General features: G+C 63.5%; 14 protein-coding genes, 1 tRNA gene and 2 rRNA genes. 5 read left to right on the top strand and 12 right to left on the bottom strand.

What is annotated here, in order from left to right:
* Positions 1-122: 122 nt before the first annotated feature.
* Genes WBP06_RS00100 through WBP06_RS00090 form a run of 3 tightly spaced genes read right to left on the bottom strand, consistent with a single transcriptional unit; the run spans position 123 to position 1,784 of the window.
* A complete protein-coding gene (locus tag WBP06_RS00100) occupies positions 123-566 on the bottom strand; it encodes a cytidine deaminase (protein ID WP_395330612.1) in 444 nt (147 codons plus the stop codon).
* A complete protein-coding gene (locus tag WBP06_RS00095) occupies positions 563-1,288 on the bottom strand; it encodes a glycoside hydrolase family 25 protein (RefSeq protein ID WP_395330610.1) in 726 nt (241 codons plus the stop codon). Before WBP06_RS00095 ends, WBP06_RS00100 begins: the two co-directional genes overlap by 4 nt.
* A 13-nt stretch (positions 1,289-1,301) precedes the next feature.
* A complete protein-coding gene (locus WBP06_RS00090) occupies positions 1,302-1,784 on the bottom strand; it encodes a UPF0262 family protein (RefSeq protein WP_395330608.1) in 483 nt (160 codons plus the stop codon).
* Positions 1,785-2,073: 289 nt separating this feature from the next.
* Between WBP06_RS00090 and WBP06_RS00085 the strand changes: the two genes are divergently transcribed.
* Positions 2,074-3,585 (top strand): replicative DNA helicase, encoded by a 1,512-nt coding sequence (locus WBP06_RS00085; protein WP_395330606.1) that lies wholly within the window; start codon positions 2,074-2,076, stop codon positions 3,583-3,585.
* A 202-nt stretch (positions 3,586-3,787) separates the two neighbouring features.
* Here WBP06_RS00085 and WBP06_RS00080 read toward each other — a convergent pair whose 3' ends face one another.
* Complete coding sequence (locus tag WBP06_RS00080) at positions 3,788-5,014, bottom strand: aminotransferase (protein ID WP_395330604.1); 1,227 nt, start codon at positions 5,012-5,014, stop codon at positions 3,788-3,790.
* 137 nt (positions 5,015-5,151) lie between these two features.
* Between WBP06_RS00080 and WBP06_RS00075 the strand changes: the two genes are divergently transcribed.
* The 4 genes from WBP06_RS00075 to ftsH all read left to right on the top strand — a co-directional run bounded on the left by WBP06_RS00075 (position 5,152) and on the right by ftsH (position 12,455).
* Positions 5,152-6,972 carry a hydantoinase B/oxoprolinase family protein gene (locus WBP06_RS00075; RefSeq protein ID WP_395330602.1) on the top strand — a complete coding sequence of 607 codons (1,821 nt, stop codon included), beginning with the start codon at positions 5,152-5,154 and terminating at the stop codon, positions 6,970-6,972.
* 158 nt (positions 6,973-7,130) lie between these two features.
* Positions 7,131-9,203: a hydantoinase/oxoprolinase family protein gene (locus tag WBP06_RS00070; RefSeq protein WP_395330600.1), complete on the top strand. Its 2,073-nt coding sequence runs from the start codon at positions 7,131-7,133 to the stop codon at positions 9,201-9,203.
* A gap of 117 nt (positions 9,204-9,320) precedes the next feature.
* On the top strand, positions 9,321-10,400 hold the full coding sequence (locus WBP06_RS00065; RefSeq protein WP_395330598.1) for a sensor histidine kinase: 1,080 nt from the start codon (positions 9,321-9,323) through the stop codon (positions 10,398-10,400).
* Between the two features lie 123 nt (positions 10,401-10,523).
* The gene (gene ftsH / locus WBP06_RS00060) at positions 10,524-12,455 is read left to right on the top strand and encodes an ATP-dependent zinc metalloprotease FtsH (RefSeq protein ID WP_395330596.1); all 1,932 of its coding nucleotides are present in this window, start codon (positions 10,524-10,526) and stop codon (positions 12,453-12,455) included.
* 522 nt (positions 12,456-12,977) lie between these two features.
* Here ftsH and WBP06_RS00055 read toward each other — a convergent pair.
* From WBP06_RS00055 to WBP06_RS00020, 8 genes are all read right to left on the bottom strand, one after another.
* Complete coding sequence (locus tag WBP06_RS00055) at positions 12,978-14,027, bottom strand: DUF3667 domain-containing protein (RefSeq protein WP_395330594.1); 1,050 nt, start codon at positions 14,025-14,027, stop codon at positions 12,978-12,980.
* 131 nt (positions 14,028-14,158) lie between these two features.
* On the bottom strand, positions 14,159-14,947 hold the full coding sequence (locus tag WBP06_RS00050) for a ParA family protein (RefSeq protein ID WP_395330592.1): 789 nt from the start codon (positions 14,945-14,947) through the stop codon (positions 14,159-14,161).
* Positions 14,948-15,116: 169 nt separating this feature from the next.
* The gene (gene rpoZ / locus WBP06_RS00045) at positions 15,117-15,461 is read right to left on the bottom strand and encodes a DNA-directed RNA polymerase subunit omega (protein WP_395330590.1); all 345 of its coding nucleotides are present in this window, start codon (positions 15,459-15,461) and stop codon (positions 15,117-15,119) included.
* Positions 15,462-15,551: 90 nt separating this feature from the next.
* Positions 15,552-18,038 carry a TonB-dependent receptor gene (locus WBP06_RS00040; protein ID WP_395330588.1) on the bottom strand — a complete coding sequence of 829 codons (2,487 nt, stop codon included), beginning with the start codon at positions 18,036-18,038 and terminating at the stop codon, positions 15,552-15,554.
* Between the two features lie 263 nt (positions 18,039-18,301).
* Positions 18,302-19,984 carry a M28 family metallopeptidase gene (locus WBP06_RS00035; RefSeq protein WP_395330586.1) on the bottom strand — a complete coding sequence of 561 codons (1,683 nt, stop codon included), beginning with the start codon at positions 19,982-19,984 and terminating at the stop codon, positions 18,302-18,304.
* Between the two features lie 194 nt (positions 19,985-20,178).
* A tRNA-Met gene (locus WBP06_RS00030) sits at positions 20,179-20,255 on the bottom strand.
* Positions 20,256-20,365: 110 nt separating this feature from the next.
* Positions 20,366-20,480, bottom strand: a 5S ribosomal RNA gene (gene rrf, locus WBP06_RS00025).
* A 139-nt stretch (positions 20,481-20,619) separates the two neighbouring features.
* Positions 20,620-23,413, bottom strand: a 23S ribosomal RNA gene (locus tag WBP06_RS00020).
* Positions 23,414-23,468: the final 55 nt, after the last annotated feature.

Below are 23,468 nucleotides of genomic sequence, written 5' to 3'. Positions count from 1 at the left end.
ACGTCCCGACTATGCGCACCATAACTCAACTAATTTGGTTGACAATAAGATTCCGACGAAACGACACCTTGCCGCGCCACTTTGTGCGGCGGGCGCCGGTGTCGCGTCGCGATATCCCGGAATTACAGGAGGTTGGCCGGACCGAAGGCGTGGGGCAGCAATTCGGACAGGCGCATTTCGATCACGCCGTCCTTGCCATCGCACCAGACCAGCGGGTCGGTGCCGCCAAGCTGGGCGATCTCGTTCAGGATCTGGCGACACCGGCCGCAGGGGCTGACCACGTCGCCCTCGCCGGGCGCGCCCGGCGCCCCGCCGGTCACCGCGACAGCCTCAAGCTGGCCATGCGCTCCCGAAGACAGGATCGCGGCCACTGCCACCGTCTCCGCACAGAGCGACAGGCCGTAGCTGGCATTCTCGACATTGGCGCCAGTGACGACCGAGCCATCGGCCATCAGCAGCGCGGCGCCGACGTGGAACTTCGAATAGGGGGCATAGGCGCGGCCGGCGGCCTGGCGCGCGGTGGCCAGCAGCGCATCGCGCTGTTCGGTGCTGAAATGGGTGGTCATGGCTGCACCACTACCCAGCGCAGGCCCCCTTGCGCAATCTCGTTGGCGGCGGACTGGTTGGCCGTCCACATCGTCCACGGCCGGCCGGCATAGTCCGGCAGCAGGCGATCGCCCACCAGCCACAGCTTGCGGTCGAACTTGGCGGCGATGCGATAGCGCGACTGGAACGCGGGGCTGATCTTCAGGATCACGGCCTTGCCGGTATGCGTCTCGATCTGGTTGATGAAGGTCATCAACTCGCTCTCGACCTTGGCGTCGGACACCGGCGTCGCGCAGTCGTCGGCCAGCATGTCGAGATCGATGGCGGGTGGCAGCAGACGCGAATCGCGCGGCACCGTGGTGACGAAATTGGCCGATTGCGCCTGTGCCGGCTGGCACGGGTCATAACGATGCACCGCCCCCACCTGCACGCCAGCCGCGCGCGCCGACGCGAAGTTGCCGACAAAGCGTGGATCGCGGGCGAAAGCACTGGCGCTGGCATCGACATAGGCGAAATCGGCGCCGATGGCCTTCAGCGACTTCCAGTCGAAATCGCCGTCGCCCGCCCCCACTTCCACGCCCTGCACGGGAAAGGTCGTGCGCGAAGGCTGCCAGTGGCGCATCGTCCACCAGCCCCAGGCGCCAGCGATCATCGCGATCAGCAGCAACGCGCCCAATAGCTGGGCGCCCAAACGCCAATGCAGACGCCTGCGCGAAACCGCGCCCGATGCAGTCCTTGCCATCGTGAAGCCCCCTTCAGCCCCGGATATGCAGGACGCAGATCAGCGTGAAAAGCCTGCGCGCCGTCGGAAAGTCGGTTTCCACCTTGCCATCGAGCCGTTCGAGCAGAAGTTCCGCCGCATTGTTGTGGATAGCGCGGCGAGCCATGTCGATCGTCTCGATCTCTTGAGTCGAAGCCTTGCGAATCGCCTGGTAGTAGCTTTCGCAGATTGCGAAGTATTCGCGGACCGGACGGCGGAAGCGGGCAAGCCCCAGCACCATCGTCTCGATAGGATCGCCGCCGTCTGCCGCAATGTCCAGCGAGAGCCGGCCGTCACGCACCGAAAGGCGCAGGCGATAAGGGCCCGCGTGCCCTGCATCAAAGGCGCGCATGGGCTTGAAGACATTGTCTTCAATAAGATCGAATATCGCGATGCGCCGTTCCTGCTCGATATCGGCGTTGCGCCACAGGATGGTCGCCTCGTCGAGTTCGATATGCGAGATTCGCGGATCGGCCATGATCAGAGGGCCTTTACGCGGTTGCGGCATAAGCGGGCAACCCCGTGCGATAAGAAGAGTCTTTGTTTGGTACGCCTTCGACATCCGTCGAAGGCTTACGGCGCCAGCCCACTCTACTGCCCGACCTCCCGGATTCTACCCCGTAGGGGAGGTCGGGCGGGGGAGTGGGCTGGCGCCGCGGAAAGGTTGGAAAGATTTCTATCCACCAACCATCAACAGGCTGTGGATAGAAATGCCCCATGCGCGCGCTTGCTGGCGCAGGGCCTCTTGGGGCATTGTCAAATCCCTCATGTCAGAAGAAGCCGTCATCACCCGCGAGCCCGCGGCCGAAGCCCGTAGTCTGCCCTCGAACGTCGAGGCGGAGGCTGCGTTCCTTGGCGCCGTGCTCATCGACAACCGCGTGATCGAGGAGCTTCCCACCCAGCTCTCGCCCACGCACTTCTTCGAACCCGTCCACGCCCGCATCTATGAGCGCATCCTGCAGCTGCTCGATCGCAAGGCCGTGGTCACCCCGGTTACCCTGCGCCCCTATTTCGAGGCGGACGAACAGCTGAAGGCGCTGGGCGGCGTATCCTACCTCGCCCGCCTGACCGCGGACGGTCAGGGCCTGCTGGCCCCGCGCGAACTGGCGGACCAGATCTACGACCTGGCCCTGCTGCGCGAACTGATTTCGGTGGGCCGCAACCTCGTGGCCGAAGCCATGGACACCTCCGAATCGGTGGAGCCGATGGAGCAGGTGGAACGCGCCGAAGCCGCACTCTACAAGGTTGCCGAAGGCGCATCGACCGCGAACGAGGCCAAGAGCTTCGCCGCCGCCACCCGCACCGCGATCGGCGCGATCGAGAAGGCGTTCAATTCGGGCGGCCACATCTCGGGCAAGACCACCGGCCTCAACTCGGTCAACAACAAGATCGGTGGCCTGCACGATTCCGACTTGATCATCCTTGCCGGCCGTCCCGGCATGGGCAAGACCTCGCTCGTCACCAACATCGCGTTCAACGCGTCCGACCGGCTCCAGCGCGATCTGGCGGACGGCATTCCGGTCGAGAAGTCGGTAGGCGCGGCCACCGCGTTCTTCAGCCTGGAAATGAGCGCCGACCAGCTGGCTACGCGTATTCTGGCCGAACAGTCGGGCATCAGTTCCGAAGCGCTGCGCATGGGCAAGATCAGCCGTGAGGACTTCCAGCAGCTGTCCTTCGCTTCGCAGCGACTGGCCGAACTGCCGCTGTTCATCGACGATACGCCCGGCCTCACCATCGCCGGCCTGCGCACCCGCGCGCGCCGCCTGAAGCGCCGCCACAACATCGGCCTGGTCATCATCGACTACTTGCAGCTGCTGCAGGGCTCGGGCCGCGCCACCGACAACCGCGTGAACGAAATTTCCGAAATTTCGCGTGGTTTGAAGACGCTGGCCAAGGAACTGCACGTTCCGGTGATCGCGCTCTCGCAGCTCTCCCGTGCGGTGGAATCGCGCGAAGACAAGCGCCCGATGCTGTCCGACCTTCGCGAATCGGGCTCGATCGAGCAGGACGCGGACATGGTGTGGTTCGTGTTCCGCGAAGACTACTACGTGAAGGCCACCGAGCCGAAGTTCCCCAGCGACACCGACACGCCCGACGTGCGCGACAAGTGGGAATCCTGGCGCGCGAAGATGGAAGAAGTGACCGGCCTTTCGGAACTCATCATCGCCAAGCAGCGTCACGGTGCCACCGGCAAGGTCCGCATGCGCTTCGAAGCGCGGATCACCAAGTTCTCGGATCTGGCCGACGACGATATGCGCGCGGCGTTCGAAAGCGACTGATTGCCCGAAGCGGCGCGGCTCGCGTTAGTTCAAGGTCAAATACCCGACCACGACCGAAAACATATCGTCGCCCCCGCGAAGGCGGGGGCCCCGCTTTCTTTTCGCCACGCACGCGAAGATTAAGCGGGATCCCCGCCTTCGCGGGGATGACGGACGTGGTTGGGCTGGTGTATTTGCGTGAGACCGGAAGGCCTGCGGGCAATCAACCCGTCAGCGTCTCGCGAAACCGCGCCAGCCGCGCGACAGCCTCGTCCAGCACCTCGGTCGGCTTGGTGAAGCAGAACCGCACCAAGTGCTCGGGCGCTTCCTCACCCTGATAGAGCGCTGCTACCGGCACGCTCGCCACTCCGGCCTCGATCACCGTCCGCTCGCTGAACTCGCGGTCGCTTAACGCGATGCCGGAAGCGACAAGATCGACGGTAAGAAACCACGTCGCCGCGTTGGGCAGCACCACGAAGCCCGCCTGCGTCAGCCCCGCCTTCAACCGGGCGCGCGCTTCGGCCCAGCCGTTGCGCTGCTCGTCCAGCACCGCATCGGGCAGCGAAAGTCCCTCGGCCACGGCCCATTGCAGCGGCACGGCGGTCGCATAAGTCAGGAACTGATGCGCGCGGGAAATCGCCGTCGCCAGATGGCCCGCCGCGATCATCCAGCCGACCTTCCAGCCGGTGAGGCCGAATATCTTCCCCGCCGAACCGATCTTCACCGTGCGCTCGGCCATGCCGGGAAAACTCATCAGCGAGCGGTGCGGCACGCCGTCGAAGCGCACATCCTCCCACACCTCATCGCAGATCGCGATCAGGTCATGCTCCACGCAGGCCTTGGCGATCATCGCCAGTTCCGCGTGACTGGCGACCGTGCCGGCCGGATTGAGCGGATCGTTCAGCATCAGCACGCGCGGCTTCACCGGTGCCGGATCGGGCAGGCCGGAACGGGCGAGCAAAGTGGACCGCTCCTGCAAGGCGGCATCCAGCGCCTCGGCCGGATAGCGGAAATGCGGCGGTGAAAGCGGGATCGAAATCGCGATGCCTCCCGCCCGGCGCACCAGCGGGGCATAGGCATCGTAGGCGGGCTGGAACAGGATCACCTCGTCCCCCGGCTTCACGAAAGCGAAGATGGCGGCGGCCAGTGCCTCGGTGGCGCCGGAAGTCACCGTCACCTGCTCGGGCGCCAGTTCCAGTCCCTGCCGCCGGGCGTAGTATCCGCAGATCGCCTCGCGCAGTTCGATCAGGCCCGCACCCGGCGGGTACTGGTTCGACTTTTCGTGCAAGGCCCGGCTCGCCGCTTCGATCAGCGCGGGCGGCGGCGGGCCATCGGGGAAACCCTGCCCCAGATTGATCGCGCCATGTTCGCGCGCCAGTGCCGACATGCGGTCGAACACGGTGCGCTCCATTTCCGCGTAGACCGGATGGATTCGGCCGGCTGTCTTCATTCCCGGTACGGCTCCCTTTGCGCTCACGGACAAGCCCGGCGCGACAGTTTCGTGATCTGCATGGGCCGATGCGCTCGCTGTCGAGAAGCCGGCCCCCTCCCCTCCTACCTCGGACAAACCACAAGGGAGAGCAAGACGTGTCCTACGAGCTGAACCGCAGGCTCGCCGCGCGGCGGGAACCGCTGCCGACCACGGCCGCGATCGACCCCGTCACTGCCGACATCATTCGCGGCGCGTTCGAGACGGTCTGTTTCGAAGCCGCCACCTACCTTGGCCGCGCCGCCTCCAGCCCGATCATCAACCAGTCGAACGAGCGCAACGCCGCCATCGTCGATGCCCACGGCCGGCTTGCCATGGGTGCAGTGGGCACCCCGCACCTGACCTTCGTGAACCAGATGGAAACGCGCTGGGGCCTAATGAACCAGGACCGCTACGACTGGGGGCCGGGCGACGTCTTCCTGGGCAACGACCCCGATCACGGCGGCGGGCATCTGCCGGATTACTGCATCTACGGCCCGGTCTACGACGACAAGGGCGAGTTGATCTGCATCCAGACCCTGCAGGCGCATCAGGGCGACACCGGCGGCAAGGATCCGGGCGGTTTCTCGCTCGACGCCACCGATGTCTTCACTGAAGGCGTGATCTATCCCTGCCTCAAGCTGGTGCACCGGGGCGAGCTGCGCCGCGACGTGTTCGACACGGTGGTGCGCAACAACCGCTTCGCGACGTTCGCGGGCGATATCGCGGCGATGATCGGCGGCGTGCAGCACGCAGTGCGGATGCTGGACGACCTGCTGGGCAAGTGGGGCGGTGAGACGGTCAAGGCCGCAGTCAACCACTCGATCGAACACACCGAACGCCGCGTGCGCGAGGAAGTGGCGAAATGGCCCGATGGCCGCCATGAGGCGACCGTCTGGATCGACCACGACACGGCGGGAACCAAGGATATCAAGGTCCACGTCGCCTGCACCATCGCCGGCAACCAACTGACCGTCGATCTGGCCGGCACCGACGACCGGCAGAACCTTGTGGGCGTGTGGAACACGTTCGCCAACTCGCGCAGCTACGTGATGTGCCAGGTGGTCGCGGCAATGGACCCAACGATCGTGAAGAACGAAGGCTTCTTCAACGCCGTCGATATCCTGATCCCCGAAGGCTGCATCGCCCAGCCACCGCCGAACAAGCCCGCCGCGCTGGGATCTTTCCACCCGGCCTGCGAGATTACCGAGGCGGTCTGCATCGCGCTTTCCAACGTCGCGCCCGAACGGTCTCAGCCCCAGCTCTACAAGATCGGCATGCCCAACATGGTCGTCGGCTTCGACGAGAACGGCATGATGTGGATGGATCAGGGCGTAGACTGCCGGTCGATGGACGTTTCGGCGGTAGAGGGGCTGGATGGTTGGGGTTCGTGCCCTTCCGCACTGGGCAGCCTGATCCTGTCCGAAGCGGAGGACGCGGAAAGCCGCTTCCCGATCCTCAATATCAGCCGCGAGATGACCACCGATGGCGGCGGCGCCGGGCAATGGCGCGGGTGTCCGGGCTCGCTCAACGTCAAGCAGGTGTTGCGGCCGACGTCGGCGATGGCGTGGATGGTCTCGGCCGAGCACCCCCTGCGGGGCCTGCGCGGCGGCGACGATGCGATCCCCTATACCAACCGGTTCGAGGTGGGTTCGGAGAACGAGCGCGCCATTCTCCACACCGCGCAGGACTTGCTGCCAGAGGGCGCGGTGATCGCCTACCAGCACGGTGGCGGCGCCGGCTTCGGCCGCCCGCTCCAGCGCGATCCGGAGGCGGTGAAGGAGGATGTGCTCGACGAATACGTCAGTGTCGAGGCGGCGCGGGCCAAGTACGGCGTGGTGCTGACCGGCAGCCTCGACGACTATTCGCTGGCGGTGGATCACGCCGCGACCGAAGCGCTGCGGGCCGAGATGGCGAGCATGGCCGAGGCGGCGGAATAGCATCCGGACAATCCATGATCCGTCGCCCCCGCGAAGGCGGGGGCCCCGCTTCTTCCTGAGACGGGGCGCGACGAAGAAAAAAAGAAGCGGGATCCCCGCCTTCGCGGGGGCGACGGGGGAAGGTCGGCGGAAATGCCCCGACCGGGAGAGACACCTGAATGACGTACCGAGTAGGCATCGACATCGGCGGCACCTTCACCGACTTCGCGCTCCTGAAGGGGGACGAGGTGGTGCTGCACAAGAACCTCTCCACCCCGGAGGACCGTTCGCTGGGCGTGATGGAGGGCCTCGGCAAGCTGGCCGAGAAGGAAGGCCTGCCGCTCCCCGATTTCCTCGGCCGCTGCGAGGCGATCGTCCACGGCACCACTGTGGCCGACAACACCCTGATCGAAATGAACGGCGCCCTCACCGGCCTGATCACCACCGAGGGTTTCCGCGACGAGATCGAGTACCGCCGCGGCTACAAGGAGGACATCTGGGACGTCCGCCTCGAAGCACCCACCCAGATCACCCCGCGCCGCCGCCGCCTGACCGTGCCCGAACGCGTGCTGCACGATGGCTCGGTCCACAAGGAACTGGACGAGGGCGCGCTGCGCGAAGCCTGCCGCAAGTTGCGGCTGCAGAACGTGGAGGCGGTGGCGATCTCGTTCCTGTTCTCCTTCGTCAATCCGGAGCATGAACGCCGCGCCAAGGAGATCGTGCGGCAGGAAATCCAGAACGCCTACGTCTCCGCCAGCCACGAAGTCTTGCCGCGCGCGCCGGAGTACGACCGCACGTCGACCACGGTGGTCAACGCCTATGTCGGCCCGCGCGTCACCGGCTATCTCGAACGGCTGGTGCAGCGGCTGGGCGAAGGCGGGTACCCGGGCCAGCTGATGGTCATGCAGGCGTCCGGCGGGGTGATGACCAAGGACTATATCGACGGCGCGCCGATCCGCGTGCTCGCCTCCGGCCCGGCAGGCGGCGTGGTCGGATCGGCCCATGCCGGCCGCGCGAAGGGTTGCCCGGACCTGCTCTGCGTCGACATGGGCGGCACCAGCTACGACATGGCGCTGGTGCTGAACGGAGAAGCGCCGGCAGAGGCGGGGTGGAACATGCACCACCGCTACCTTGTCGGCGTGCCGATGGTTAAAGTGGAGACTTTGGGCGCGGGCGGCGGCTCGATCTGCCACGTCAACAACGGCGCATTGGAAGTCGGCCCGCGCTCGGCGGGGTCGGAACCCGGCCCGATCTGCTACGGACGCGGCGGCACCGAGCCGGCCGTGACCGACGCGCTTGTCATGCTGGGCATTCTCTCCACCGAGGAAGGCTTTGCCGGCGGCAGCTTCCGCCTCACCCGTGACGGGGTGGAGCAAGCGTTCCGCAAGATCGCCCAGGAACTCGGCCACGATGATCCGGAACGCGCCGCTTTCGACTGCTGGCGCGTGGTCAATGCCCATATGAGCCAGGGCGTGCGCCGCACCACCGCGGGCAAGGGCATCGATCCCAAGGATCTGGTGATGCTGGCCTATGGCGGCAACGGCCCCGCCTTCGCGGCGATCCAGGCCGAAGACCTTGGCATCACCCGCGTGCTGGTGCCCAAGGCATCGCCGACCTTCTCGGCGCTGGGCACGCTGGTGGCGAACCCGACCATCGACGAGGAACGCTCCTACATCGCCTCCGCCGCGGCGCTGGATGTCGAACGCATCCGCATGCTCTGGACCGACCTGTCGGAGCGCGCCGCGCGCTTCTTCACCGCCGCGCAGTTCCGTGCGGAGGACATCCGCGCCGACTATCGCCTGAACATGCGCTATCCCGGGCAGAACTTCTCGCTCTCGTTCGATTTCGCCGCCGATACCCCCTTGGGCGACCTGGGCTTCATCGACGACGCCTTCGCCGCGCGCGCCATCGAACTGTTCAATGCCCGCCACATGGCGGAATACGGCCATATCCGCGAGCATGAGGTGCCCGAAGTGTCCGGCGTCCGCCTTGCCGCGCATGTCGAAACGCCCTCTCCTGCAGCCGGCGGTGCGTTCGTGCCCAGCGGCGCAAGCCCGCAGCCCAACCGCCACCGGCGCGCCAATCTGGGCCAGGGCTTTGCCGAAGTGCCGGTCTATCGCGGCGCCGACCTGGCCCCCGGCATGGAAGTGCCCGCGCCGGCCATCATCGAGGAGACGTTCACCACCATCGTCGTCTATCCGGGCTGGGTGGCCCAGATCGATACAGCCGGAGACTATCAGCTGGTAAGATAACACACACGGGAACTTGCGCCTCGGATCGCGCGTCTCTGCTTTCGAGACGCCCGGCCCGGACGCGCCTGCCGGACGCGATCTCTCCGCAGCTTGCAAGCGAGTGACAAGCAAGACGTGATGCGATTGCCCCCCCTGTCCACCCGTTTCATCGAACGTCTGCCGATGATCCCGGAACGTCCGCTGATCGGCTTTGGCATCACGCTGTGCCTGTGCCTTGCCGCGCTGGGATTACGCTGGGAACTGGAGGGCGCCTTTCCGCCGGGCTATCCCTTCGTCAGCTTCTTTCCCGCCGTCACCCTGTCCTCGTTCCTGTTCGGGGTGCGATCGGGAATCTTGGCCGGCCTGATCTGCGGGCTCTGCGCGTGGTTCTTCATCATCCCGCCGCGTTTCGCCTTCGCGTTCGACAACCATACCCTGGTGGCCATGGCCTTCTACGCCGGCGTGGTCACCATCGACATCGCCCTGGTCCACCTGATGCAGCGCGCCAACGTCCGCCTGCGCGCCGCGCGCGAGAAAGTGCGTCTGCTGGCGGAAGAGCGCGGACAGCTGGCAGACCGTTCCGACGTGCTGTTCCAGGAACTGCAGCACCGCGTCGGCAACAACCTGCAGATGATCGCGGCGGTACTGTCGCTGCAATTGCGGGGGCTGGAAGAGCCGATCGCCCGCCGCGCGATCACCAACGCGGCCGAGCGACTGCATGTGATCGGCCGCATCCAGCGCCGCCTCTACCGCAGCGATGGCGCGCTGGTGCCGTTCGATACCTTCATCGCGGAACTGACCAGCCAGGTCATGGAATCGAGCGGGCGGGAAGGCATCGCCATGGTCATCGTTGCCGAACCGAAGCTGATCCTTCACCCCGAGGCCTCCGTCCCCGTAGCGATGATCCTGAACGAGGCGATTGCCAACGCGCTGCAGCACGGGCTGGGCCAGCGCGCGCGGGGAACCATCCGCGTCGGCCTGCAGCGCACGGGGGAGCGCATCGCCCTCAGCGTAGAGGATGACGGGGCCGGGCTGCCGCTGGGCTTCCGGCCGGACCGGGGCGATTCGGTGGGCCTCAGCATCTCGCGCGCACTGGCCCGCCAGATCGGCGCCGAATATGCGCTGGGACCGGTCATGCCGGAAAGTCCGCAACCCCTTGCGCAAGGGGCCAGAATGACGCTGACTCTGCCGCCCTGCCGCACCGCTGCCCCGTCTTGAACGAAGATTGTGCGAAAGGCTCGCGGCGAGCGGCGCTTTCGATTACAGTGTCCGCATTCCGCACGCTTGCGATTCAACCGCCCGTCCCTACATTGACGGGCGAAAGGACGGTTTCAACAGACGATGAACGACGACCAGCCTAGCGGCAATCCCTGGGTCAAGAGCCTGCTCGTATGGGGTGGCATCTTTGTCGCCCTCCTTCTGGTTGTGTCGATGTTCAACACCCGCGCCGAAAGCGGACCGAACATCGCCTATTCCGACTTCCGCGCGAAAGTTGCCGAAGGCAGCGTACAGACGGTCGAGATCGGCAAGGATCGAATCGATGGCAAGCTGAAGAACGGCGATTCGTTCACCACCGTGCCGGTGCCCAACGACACCACGCTGACCCAGCTTCTGCAGGATCATGACGTGCGCTATGCCGGCCAGAACCCTGAAGAGGGTTCGGTGCTGGTCTATATCCTGGCGCAGACCCTGCCCTTCCTGCTGATCGTCGGCATCGCGTTCTTCGCGCTGCGCCAGGTCCAGAAGGGTGGCGGTTCGGGCGCGATGGGCTTCGGCAAGTCCAAGGCCAAGCTGCTGACCGAACGTTCGGGACGCGTCACTTTCGACGACGTTGCCGGCATCGACGAAGCGCGTGAGGAACTGGAGGAAATCGTCGAGTTCCTGCGCGATCCCACCCGCTTCTCCAAGCTGGGCGGCCAGATCCCCAAGGGCGCGCTGCTGGTCGGCTCGCCCGGTACCGGCAAGACCCTGCTCGCCCGCGCCATCGCCGGTGAAGCGGGCGTGCCGTTCTTCACCATCTCCGGCTCGGACTTCGTCGAGATGTTCGTGGGCGTCGGCGCAAGCCGCGTGCGCGACATGTTCGAACAGGCCAAGAAGAACGCGCCCTGCATCGTCTTCATCGACGAAATCGACGCGGTCGGCCGCCATCGCGGCCACGGCCTCGGCAATTCGAACGACGAGCGCGAGCAGACGCTGAACCAGCTTCTGGTCGAGATGGACGGGTTCGAGGCCAACGAAGGCATCATCATCATCGCGGCCACCAACCGCCCCGACGTGCTGGACCCCGCGCTGCTGCGCCCGGGCCGCTTCGACCGCCAGGTCGTGGTGCCGGTGCCCGATATCGAGGGTCGCGAGAAGATCCTGGCCGTGCACATGAAGAAGGTGCCGCTGGCGCCCGACGTCAATCCGCGCGTGATCGCGCGTGGCACCCCGGGCTTCTCGGGCGCGGACCTTGCCAACCTCGTCAACGAAGCCGCCCTGCTGGCCGCGCGCCGCAACAAGCGCCTGGTCGCCATGCAGGAGTTCGAGGACGCCAAGGACAAGGTCATGATGGGCGCGGAACGCCGCTCCATGGTCATGACCGAGGACGAGAAGAAGATGACCGCCTATCACGAGGCCGGTCACGCCATCGTCTCGCTGCACGAAAAGGCATCGGACCCGATCCACAAGGCCACCATCATCCCGCGCGGTCGCGCGCTGGGCATGGTGATGCGTCTGCCGGAACGGGACAGCTACTCGTACCACCGCGACAAGATGCTGGCGAACCTCTCGGTCGCCATGGGCGGCCGCGTGGCGGAAGAGCTGATCTTCGGCCACGACAAGGTCTCCTCCGGCGCTTCGTCGGATATCCAGTATGCCACCGGCCTTGCACGCAACATGGTCACCAAGTGGGGCATGTCGGACAAGCTGGGCCCGCTGCAGTACGAAGAGCAGCAGGAAGGCTACCTGGGCATGGGCGGTTCGCACCGCCTGATGGCCTCGGACGAAACCAACAAGCTGATCGACAGCGAGATCCGCGGTCTAGTGGACGATGCCCACGCGCGCGCGACCCAGCTGCTGCGGGACAATGCCGAACAGCTGGAAGCGCTGGCCCAGGCCCTGCTCGAATACGAGACGCTTTCGGGCGAGGAGATCGACCAGTTGCTGAACGACGGCAAGGTCGACCGGCCGAGCGAGCCGCGCGGCAACGGCACGCCGCGTCCGATGACGGGATCGTCGATCCCCAAGGCCGGCCGCCGCTTCTCCGGCAGCGCGACGCCGCAGGGCGCCTGACGCGAAACAAGGCCTCGACGGAACAAGGCTTCCCCCTCGGGGAAGAATGCAGGAAAGGGCGAGGACGGCGGTGTCCTCGCCCTTTTTTGTTAGCCTTTGCAAGGAACTGCCGGCAGTTATTCGCGATATGGGCGGCAGTGGGTCGCCATAAACCGGAAACTGTGTCGTAGCCGCTCTGGCGCTATCGACGGCGGCGTAATCGCGAGCACTGCAGCGACGAAATCAAATCAACACCCGCGGAGGCGTGAGTCCCGCTTTCGAGACCCGAAGGCGCAGAGCCGTCCCGCCGACCTCTCCACGCCTCTGCGCGCTTGAGAAGAAAAGCGGGATCCCCGCCTTCGCGGGGATGACGGGTATTGTCGGATGGGCGTTGAGCATTGGGTGTGTGGGACCATTGGACATCGGCCATTGGACATCGGCCGTTGGACATCGGCCGTTGGTCGTCAGGCGGACTTGTAATGAGGCGTTGAGCGGCACCTCGTTCCGCCCATCACCCCATAAATCGACGCCCAGCCGCCTTGCTCAGCTGCCTGTCTGCGCCGTGAGTGCCACGAAGAACAGCAGCAGCGCGGTAGAGGCGAAGAACAGCAACAGTCCGGTCCGCCACAGTGCCCCGCGGCGGGCAAGGCCGTAGGTGCCCTTGAGCTGCGCATACATGTGGAACGGTGGCACGAAGAACAGCAGAGCCTCCAGCGAGGCGGCGCCCACCGCGCCCAGCAGCATCGCCACCACCGCCAGCAGCGTCATGAAGCACAGCGAATACGTGACGAACACGGTATGATCGTAGAGGTGGAAGCGACGGCTGAACGGAAACAGCAGCCAAAGGAACGGAACCGAGATCGGAATGAGCGTCCAGCTATACTTGTACGCATAGTTCTGCATCTTGTAGGCCGCGAAATCCGGATCGTCGCGGAACTTCGCTACGGCCTTCTGCAGCGGCTTGAAATCGCTCAACTGCTCGTCGCTGGTGTTTTCGGCAATGGCGTCATGCGTATCGCGCAGCGCTTCCTGTGCGGTTTCCTTGTTTTCGATCTGCTTGTCGATCCGGTCGGTATCCTTGCCCGCCGCCGCCAGTTGCTGGCGCCGCGCCTTCAGGTCGGCAATCAGTTTGTCGTTGCCGGCAATGGCCGCGGCCAGTTCCTTCGGGTCGGTCACCGCCCGGGCGCCCTTCACGCTTTCGTCGTGCGTCGCATGGAACACCGCGAACATCAGGAAGACGCAGAACAGGAACAGCGCGATCGGCGAGACGAAGCTGGCGCGCTTGCCGTCGATATATTCGCGGGTCAGCGTGCCGGGGCGGCGCACCAGCATCGGCAGCGTGCGCCAGATCTTGCCCTCGAAATGGAAGACCCCGTGCATCAGGTCATGGAAGAAAGCGCCCAGCGTGCGGTGCACATGCGCCGCCTGTCCGCAGGAATGGCAGTGCGATCCGATCAACCCGGTGCCGCAGTTCAGGCAGGCGCTTTCATGCGTGTGACCATCCTCGGCCTCGCCCGCATAGGGCTCGGCCGCACGTGCCACCATCGCGCCTTGCCCGATTTCCGCCAGACTTTCCGTTAGTTCGCTCACCATTGCCCCCTGTCGCCCGAACGAAACCGGGCGGGGGAACTTACCCTGTCACGCGGCGGGTGAACAGCCATTGTGCACGGCAGGAAAACCGGGTTCCGAAGGACGAAACCGCGCCCGTCGCCCGCCGAAAAACCTCAACGGCGCTTCTCGGCCAGCTTCGCCTCGATCGCGCGCCACAACATCGCAAAAGCCTGCGCCGCAGGGCTGCCGGGGGCGATCGCGCCGACGGGGCGATGCTGCACCGCGCATTGTTCGACCACGCTGGCATAGGGCACTGCCGGCCAGTCCGGCTGAGCCTCGCGCACTTGGCGATGCAGGGTGCGGCGCATGTCCAGCATCGAAAGCACCGGCAGGATCGGCGGGTGACGCTTGGTGGTCCCGGCAATCTCCCGGACCACCAGTTCCAGCGCACGCGCCGAAAGCGGCGACGGCGGCAGTGGCACGATGATCAGGTCCGCCGCGCGGGCAACTTGCGCGGAAAGCTCGTTCAGCACTGGCGGGCAATCGAGGACGATGCGCGGATAGTCCTCCGAAAGCTCTTCCGCCAGCTTGGCAAGCCGCTTGCGCTTGCCGATGCGGATCAGTTGGGCATCCAGCGCACGAATGCTTTCGTCTGCCGGCAGCACGTCCACCAGCGGATCGCCGGTCTTCTGGATCAGCTTGGTGGCCGGGCGGTCCTTGGTGAACACTTCCTCGGCAAGCCGCGATCCCTGCGGCTCCAGCCCGTAGAGGAAGCCCGATCCGCCCGCCGCATCCAGATCCCAGAGCAGGGTGCGTCGGCCGGTCGATTGCGCCGAGCACCAGGCAAGATTGGCTGCAAAAGTGGTTTTCCCCACCCCGCCCTTGACGCTGTAGATGGCGATCGTGGCGCTGCGCGAAGCCGCATCCGGTGCCGCTGCACTCTCGCCAGCGCTCTCCCCCACGTCGCCTTTTCCAGACGCGACAACGGGCCGTACCCTTTTCAGGGCCGACCCGCCGCTCCCGGCTATGCGGGGCAATTTGTGCTTTCCTGCAACCACCCACGGATGGTTGCCTGCGATCCCTCCGTAGTCAAGCCATCAGGGCCATTACGGAGCGATCGCAAGGAAGGCATCAACCGTCGTAGTCGCCACCGATCGAGGTGTTGCGCGTCGGTGCCGAAGCGGTGATGCGCAGAGCCTCTGCCGACTGGCTGAGCGAGCCGACTTCGTCCATCGCATCGTCGTCATCGGGCAGCACGCGCTGCATCGAGGTGACGAGCGATTCCTTCAGCTCGGTGGGCTTGACGTTCTGCTCGGCGATTTCGCGCAGGGCGACGACCGGATTCTTGTCGCGGTCACGCTCAAGCGTGAGTTCGGCCCCGCCCGAAATCTCGCGCGCACGCTGCGCGGCGAGCAGGACGAGATCGAACCGGTTGGGGATCTTGTCGACACAGTCTTCGACAGTAACGCGCGCCATGGGCACTCCGTGAAAAAATTCGCTGGATCGGTAAACTCCGCCCGATAAGCGGCGGAGCTATGAGAGTCAAGAAAACTGCGCGATCCCCGCTTATCCGAACGGCCGCAGCGTCAACTTCAGGAACACCTGCCGCCCCGGATCGAGCACGCAGGATACCTCGTCGATCCCCGCCGGCCCCGCCGCATTGGTGGGGCTGCCAGTCACCTGCCCACCCAGGATCTGGCCGTTCTGGAAATTGCCATTGGTGCAATATCCGGCGCGGATCACGTTGGTGAGGTTGTTGGCAATCAGCGAGACTTCCCAGCGATCGTCCGCCCCCTTCAACGTCAGATAGGCGTTGAGCTTGGCATAGGATCCCTGGACGTAATCCTCGCGCGGGCCGATCGTGGCGTGATAGCTGGACGAATACTGCACCGAACTGCCCAGCGCGAAGCGCGCCGTGGAACTGACTGGCAGTTCGTAATCGGCCCCTGCCGAAAACTGCCATTCGGGCGCGCGCTCCAGCGGCTCGCCCGATGCGCTCTGCCCGGTGTAGAGGCCGGTCGAAGGATCGAGCAGCTGGTTGCAGCCGCCCGCATAAGTCTGCCCGCCATAGCAGGGCACGCCGTCCAGACTGATGAAGCGAGCCTTGTTCCAATTGACTGCGGCCGTCAGCGACAGGTCTTCCACTTGCGGCGGGTGCCATGTCGTATCGAAATCGACGCCATAGACCTTGGACGATCCCGCATTCATCGTCCGCACCACCGGAATGCCGTTCAGCGCCGGCACATTGGTGCCCACCTGCAATCCCTTGTAGCGGTAATAGTAGAATGCCGCGTTGGCGGTGAGCGAACGGTCGGCCGTGCGCGCCTTCACCCCCACTTCGCCGCCGCGCACGCGCTCGTCGCCAAAGGAGTTGTCGACGCCCGCCACCGCCGGGGTGGTGATCGAATAGGAGCCGGACTTGTAGCCCTGCTTCAGCGCACCGAACATCGTGAAATCATCGCTGGGCGTCCACGTCACCGTCAGTTCGGGAGACAGGTTCTTGGACGAAATCTTGGGCGTCGGCAGGTCGATATCGACATATTCGCCCAGGGCATTGCGCGAAACCGCCTCATCCTTGCGCTGCTCGCTGGTCCAGCGCGCGCCCAGCGCCAGTTCCAGCGTCTTCACCGGGTTCCAGCGCACCTGCCCGAACAAGGACGTCGATTCGATCCGCATGTCGTGGGTCCCGGCCGAGAGTACCGCCGGGATCGGGATGAAGATGCCATAGGCACCCACGTAGAGCAGTTCGCTGGTATTGCCGCCGACGAAGATATCGTTGTTGACCCGGGCGTTCTGGTAATAGCCGCCCAGCAGGAAATTGACCGGGCTGTCGCGCCAGTCGGATTCCAGGCGCATTTCCTCGGTCACGTCCCTGCGCCTGAAATGGTTGTCCGCGAACAGCGTCGGCCCCGCCGCGCTGGTGCCGGTGCCGTTAATCGCGGCATCGGTGACGTTGTGATAATACGTCGTCGTCGAGGTGAGGCTGAGGTCGGTGGCCGGGCGCCACGTCATGTCCAGCACGCCGAAGTTCTGGACGATATTGGTGAAGGGTTCGCCATTGTTGCGCAGCCCCGGCGTGCCATCGCGGCGCAGGCCGGTGAAGGCGGCCGGGTCCATCGAGACGAAGTAGACGTCGCGGCTCTGCTTGCAGCTGACCAGAAACGGATAGCCGATGCTGGTGGGGCTCACCACCGGGGCGATCCCGTCGGGGCAGGACACGCTCTGCGTCGTGTTCGGATTGTCGCTGTGGTCCTTGGCGAAGTTCAGTTTCAGCCGGGCCTTGAAGCTGGGATCAGGCTCCCACACGGCGGTGCCGCGAATGATGTAGTTCTCGTTGCCGCCGGTGCGCGGCTGGCGCGGATCGACCGCGCCGGTACCGGGATAGGCCACGGCCTTGTTGCGAAACCAACCATCGGAATCGGACCAGGTGCCGGCCAGGCGCAGTCCCAGCGTATCGGATACCGGGCCGGAGAGGATCAGTTCCCCGCGCATCTCCCGCGCTTCGAATTCATAGCTGGTGCGGGCGATCAGTTCGAAAGTCCGGCCCGGATCGGCGGTGGTCAACGCGATCACGCCGCCGGGGCTGTTCTTTCCGAAGAACAGCGCCTGCGGGCCCTTCAGCACTTCCGCCTGCGCCAGATCGAACAACCCGCTACGGAACGAGAGGCCCTGGCTGAACTGCTGCCCGTCGATATTGAGCGAGACCGACTGGTCGATCCCGGCATCGAGCGCGCTGGTACCCACCCCGCGCAGCGAAATCTGCGAGCCCACCGCCAGCACCGAATTGCCCAGAATCAGGCCGGGAATGCGGCTCGTCATGCCCTGGATCGAGGTGATCTGCTGTTGCTGCAACGTCTCCCCGCTCAGCACGCTTTCCACGACCGGAACGCGCAGGATCGATTCCTGCCGCTTGCGGGCGGTGACGATGATCTCGCCAGCCTTCGGTTGCCCAGCGTCCTCCGGCGCCGGAACGGGGGCTTCCTGCGCCAGAACTACTTCCGGTGCGAAGATAAGCGCGCCGGCAAGGCACAATGCCGCTTTCCTGCTGAGCATGATCCGATCCTCCCCTGAACATCTCGTCTTTCGCGGTCGCTTTGCGCAGCCGCGTGCGTTTCAAGGGAATGTCGGGCAATCACGAAGGCGCGATCAATCCGTTTGAGGCAAGTCTTGCCGGCTCGGCAAGCAGATGTGCCGCAAGGAACAAGGCATGCTGCATCGTGTATGGTCCGAGTACGCGAACCGGCTTGCCCGATACGGAAAACGCCCCGGCACCTTGCGGCACCGGGGCGTGAAAGGATTGAATCTTCAGCGATCGATCAGGGCTTGCGCTGCGCCCCGGTGGCGTCGCGCGTCGCGCGGAATTCGCTGTCCTGCGACCAGTTCGGCCAGACGTGGCTGTCCGCCAGGCGCGCGCCGGTGTTGTAGAGCAGCGTCAGGTCGCTGGCCCACCCGCTGGTATCCCAGTTCGGATCGTACTCGTCCGCGGGCTGGTGATACTTGTCGCGGGTATAGGCATCGGACAGTTCCTTGCCGCGCGCATCACCGCCGTCGACCAGTTCGCGACCCGGGCTGAACGAGATCGCCGGAACGCCGCGCTTGGCCATCGAGAAGTGGTCCGAACGGTAGAAACTGCCCGCTTCCGGACGTGCATCGGGCGTGTAGTGGCGGCCCAGCTTCTGGCCTTCCTCGGTCAGCACGGTCAGCAGGTCCAGCTTGGCCGCGCCGGAAATGCTGAAGTTGGTGGTCTTGGAGATCGAGAGCGGACCGTCCATGTTGATCACGCCGGCCGTCGTCGCCAGCGGACGCAGGGGATTGTCGGCGTAGTATTCGGAGCCGAGCAGGCCCTTCTCTTCCGCCGTCACCGCCAGGAACAGCACCGTACGCTCCGGCTTGGGGCCCTTGGCAAAGGCGCGCGCCAGTTCGAGCAGCGCCGCGGTGCCAGAGGCATTGTCCCGCGCGCCGTTGTAGATGCGATCGCCCTTGGCATCGGGCGCGCCGACACCCAGGTGATCCCAGTGCGCGGAGTAGATCACCGTCTCGTTCGGATACTTCGAACCCGGCACGATGCCGGCCACGTTGTGCGAGGTGATGACCTGCGACTTCACCGCATAGTCGGCGCTCATCGTCGCCTTCAGCGCGATCGGCTGGAAGTCCTTCTTGCGCGCAGCGGCCTTGGCCGCCTCGAAATCGACGCCCGATGCCTTCAGCAGTTGCGCGGCCAGATCCTTCTGGATCCAGCCTTCCATCTGCGTATGTGCCGACTTCGGATCGGCGCGCACGATATCGAACATAGTGTTAGTGTTGGAGTTCTTGACCGTTGCCCAGCCATAGGAGGCCGGCTCGCTCTCATGGACGACCAAAACGCCCGCCGCGCCCTGACGCGCGGCTTCCTCGTACTTGTAGGTCCAACGGCCATAGTAGGTCATCAGCTTGCCGCCGAAGTCACCCTCACCGCCCTCGAAATCGGGATCGTTGATGAGCACGACCATGATCTTGCCCTTGAGGTCGACGCCCTTGAAATCGTCCCAACCACGTTCCGGCGCCTTCACGCCGTAGCCGACGAAGACCAGTGGCAGGTCCTTGAAGTTGACCGTCGACTGCCCGTTCTCGGCAGCGCGCACCGCGATCTGCTCGCCCTGCGACAGCGACGTGGCGGTGCCGCCGATGCTCATCGAGAGCGACGGCGTGCCGACGATGTCGGACTGGAGCAACGGCACGTTCTGGAACCAGGTGCCCTTGTCGCCCGCCGGCTTGAGGCCGGCCGCCTTCATCTGGGCGGCGATGTAGTCGATGGTCTTCACTTCGGCGCGGGTGGCAGGGCCACGGCCTTCGAAATCATCGCTGGAGAGCGTCTTGATGTCGTTGGAGACGCGCGCGATGTCAAAGCTGGGCGCTGCGGCGGGAGCGGCCGCAATGGCGATGGCCGAAGCCGAACACAGGCCACCGATCGCAAGCAGGCCGAACGATTTGCGCGAGAAACGAAGAATGGGGGAGATCATCGGTACTCCTTGGCTCTGAGGCCGGCCAGACGTGGAAAGGTCGTCGGATCAGGACGATCCGCTGGGCCCGATGATGCCCATCTGGAAGGAGTTGTCGATGGTATACGACATAATTTCGACAGGCACGTGGTATATGCGAATGCTGCCCGCGTGAGGCCGACTGTTGGAATGGGTTTTGGGGGAGTGTGTTGGATTGGTTGCGGGGGTAGGATTTGAACCTACGACCTTCAGGTTATGAGCCTGACGAGCTACCGGGCTGCTCCACCCCGCGTCACCGTTGTGTTGCGCTCTTATGGAACGCGAACAGGGCCCTTTTGGGGCCCTGCTTGAGGGCGTTAGCCCTTTGTCATTGTGATGGGTTTTAAGCACGCCGGCTACAATGCCTGGCGACGTCCTACTCTTCCGGGGCTTGAGCCACAGTACCATTGGCGCTGACAGGTTTCACGGCCGAGTTCGAGATGGGATCGGGTGGGTCACTGACGCTATGGTCACCAAGCAATGGAGACGGCGTGCTGTTTTTTAATCGATGGTACCCGTGCTGCTCTAAGTTAGAGCTGAATATCTGGCTGGATGATCGTCCGATCATCTTTGACGAGCGCTGCTTTTGGGCAGGGCTGTCATTGATGGTGGGATTCATCAAGCATGAACAGAGTTATTAGGACCGGTTAGCTCCATGCGTTACCGCACTTCCACACCCGGCCTATCAACGTGATGGTCTATCACGACTCGAAGATACCTAATCTTGAGGGAGGCTTCCCGCTTAGATGCTTTCAGCGGTTATCCCGTCCATGCATAGCTACCCTGCTGCGCTCCTGGCGGAACGACAGGTACACCAGAGGCATGTTCAACCCGGTCCTCTCGTACTAGGGTCAACTCCTCTCAAGTATCGACGCCCACGGCAGATAGGGACCAAACTGTCTCGCGACGTTCTGAACCCAGCTCACGTACCACTTTAATTGGCGAACAGCCAAACCCTTGGGACCTGCTCCAGCCCCAGGATGTGATGAGCCGACATCGAGGTGCCAAACGATTCCGTCGATATGAGCTCTTGGGAATCATCAGCCTGTTATCCCCGGCGTACCTTTTATCCGTTGAGCGATGGCCCTTCCACGAGGGACCACCGGATCACTATGACCGACTTTCGTCTCTGCTCGATTCGTCAATCTCGCAGTCAGGCAGGCTTATGCCATTGCACTCTTGCAGCCGGTTTCCAACCGGCCTGAGCCTACCATCGCGCGCCTCCGTTACTCTTTAGGAGGCGACCGCCCCAGTCAAACTACCCGCCACAGAGGGTCCCTGCACCGGATAACGGTGCGAGGTTAGACATCAGAACATAACAGGGTGGTATTTCACCTATGGCTCCACACCAGCTGGCGCCGGTGCTTCAAAGCCTCCCACCTATGCTACACAATTCTATCCTAATGCCACTCTGAAGCTGCAGTAAAGGTGCACGGGGTCTTTCCGTCTAACCGCGGGTACTCCGCATCTTCACGGAGAATTCAATTTCGCTGAGCATATCCTGGAGACAGTGGGGAAGTCGTTACGCCATTCGTGCAGGTCGGAACTTACCCGACAAGGAATTTCGCTACCTTAGGACCGTTATAGTTACGGCCGCCGTTTACCGGGGCTTCAATTCGGAGCTTGCACTCCTCCTCTTAACCTTCCGGCACCGGGCAGGCGTCAGACCCTATACGTCGTCTTGAAGCCGACTTAGCAGAGTCCTGTGTTTTTGCTAAACAGTCGCTACCCCCTGGCCTGTGCCCCCCGCCAGTGCTTGCGCATAGACGGGGCCTCCTTCTTCCGAAGGTACGGAGGCAATTTGCCGAGTTCCTTCAGGATACTTCTCTCAAGCGCCTTGGTATACTCTACCTGACCACCTGTGTCGGTTTCGGGTACGGTCTATACGGTGGGGCTATTTCCTGGAACCTCTTCAAAGCACAACCAATCCAATAAGGTTGTACAATACACGAGATCCGTCACACACCACCAGGCCCACGAATATTAACGTGGTTCCCATCGACTACCCCCTTCGGGCTCGTCTTAGGGGCCGGCTCACCCTGCTCAGATTAGCTTTAAGCAGGAACCCTTGGTCTTTCGGCGAGAGGGCATCTCACCCTCTTTATCGCTACTCATGTCAGCATTCGCACTTCCGATACGTCCACGGTCGGTTACCCTCCCGCTTCACTCGCTTACGGAACGCTCCGCTACCGCTCAGATCAAAGATCTGAACCCTAAGCTTCGGTGCATCACTTTAGCCCCGTTACATTTTCGCCGCAGGAACCCTTATTTAGACCAGTGAGCTGTTACGCTTTCTTTAAAGGATGGCTGCTTCTAAGCCAACCTCCTGGTTGTTTTGGGATTCCCACATGCTTTCCCACTTAGTGATGACTTGGGGACCTTAGCTGTAGGTTAGGGCTGTTTCCCTTTTGACGACGGACCTTAGCACCCGCCGTCTGTCTGCCGGACTAGACTCGTTGGTATTCGGAGTTTGGTTAGTATTGGTAGATCTCGCGACCCCCGCAACCATCCAGTGCTCTACCCCCAACGGCAAATATCCGACGCTCTACCTCAATAGATTTCGCGGAGAACCAGCTATTTCCCGGCTTGATTGGCCTTTCACCCCTAAACACAACTCATCCGAGAATTTTTCAACATTCACCGGTTCGGTCCTCCAGTGCGTGTTACCGCACCTTCAACCTGGTCATGCCTAGATCGCCGGGTTTCGGGTCTAATACACCATACTCTGTCGCCCTATTCAGACTCGCTTTCGCTGCGCCTACACCTAACGGCTTAAGCTCGCATGGTACATTAAGTCACTGACCCATTATGCAAGAGGTACGCAGTCACCCCCTAAAGAGGCTCCTACTGCTTGTAAGCATTCGGTTTCAGGTACTGTTTCACTCCCCTCATCGGGGTGCTTTTCACCTTTCCCTCACGGTACTGTGTTCGCTATCGGTCATGTACGAGTATTTAGGCTTGGAGGGTGGTCCCCCCATGTTCAGACAGGATTTCACGTGTCCCGCCCTACTCGAGTCCTCATCCATCGTTTTCGCATACGGGGCTGTCACCCGCTATGGCCACTCTTTCCAAAGTGTTCTGCTAACTGAAGATGAGGCACTGGCCTGGTCCGCGTTCGCTCGCCACTACTAACGGAATCTCGGTTGATGTCTTTTCCTCCGGGTACTTAGATGTTTCAGTTCCCCGGGTTCGCTTCACCAAAGCTATATATTCACTAAGGTGATACCTTATCCACCTCACTCAATCATCGATCGCTCGATTATCGAGAGAAATGGTGAAGGTGGGTTTCCCCATTCGGAAATCGTCGGATCAAAGTTTGCTCACAACTCCCCGACGCTTATCGCAGCGTGCCACGTCCTTCTTCGCCTGTACATGCCAAGGCATCCACCAAATGCTCTTACCTCACGCTTGAGAATCCACACCATCAATGACAGCCCTGCATAGAGGCCGCACTGTTTACAGGTGC

The sequence above is a fragment of the Novosphingobium mississippiense genome (assembly GCF_044029535.1).
In the GTDB taxonomy this organism is placed as follows: domain Bacteria; phylum Pseudomonadota; class Alphaproteobacteria; order Sphingomonadales; family Sphingomonadaceae; genus Novosphingobium.
The sequence above is the reverse complement of the archived record's forward strand: the minus strand, read 5'-3'. Positions and strand labels throughout refer to the sequence as shown.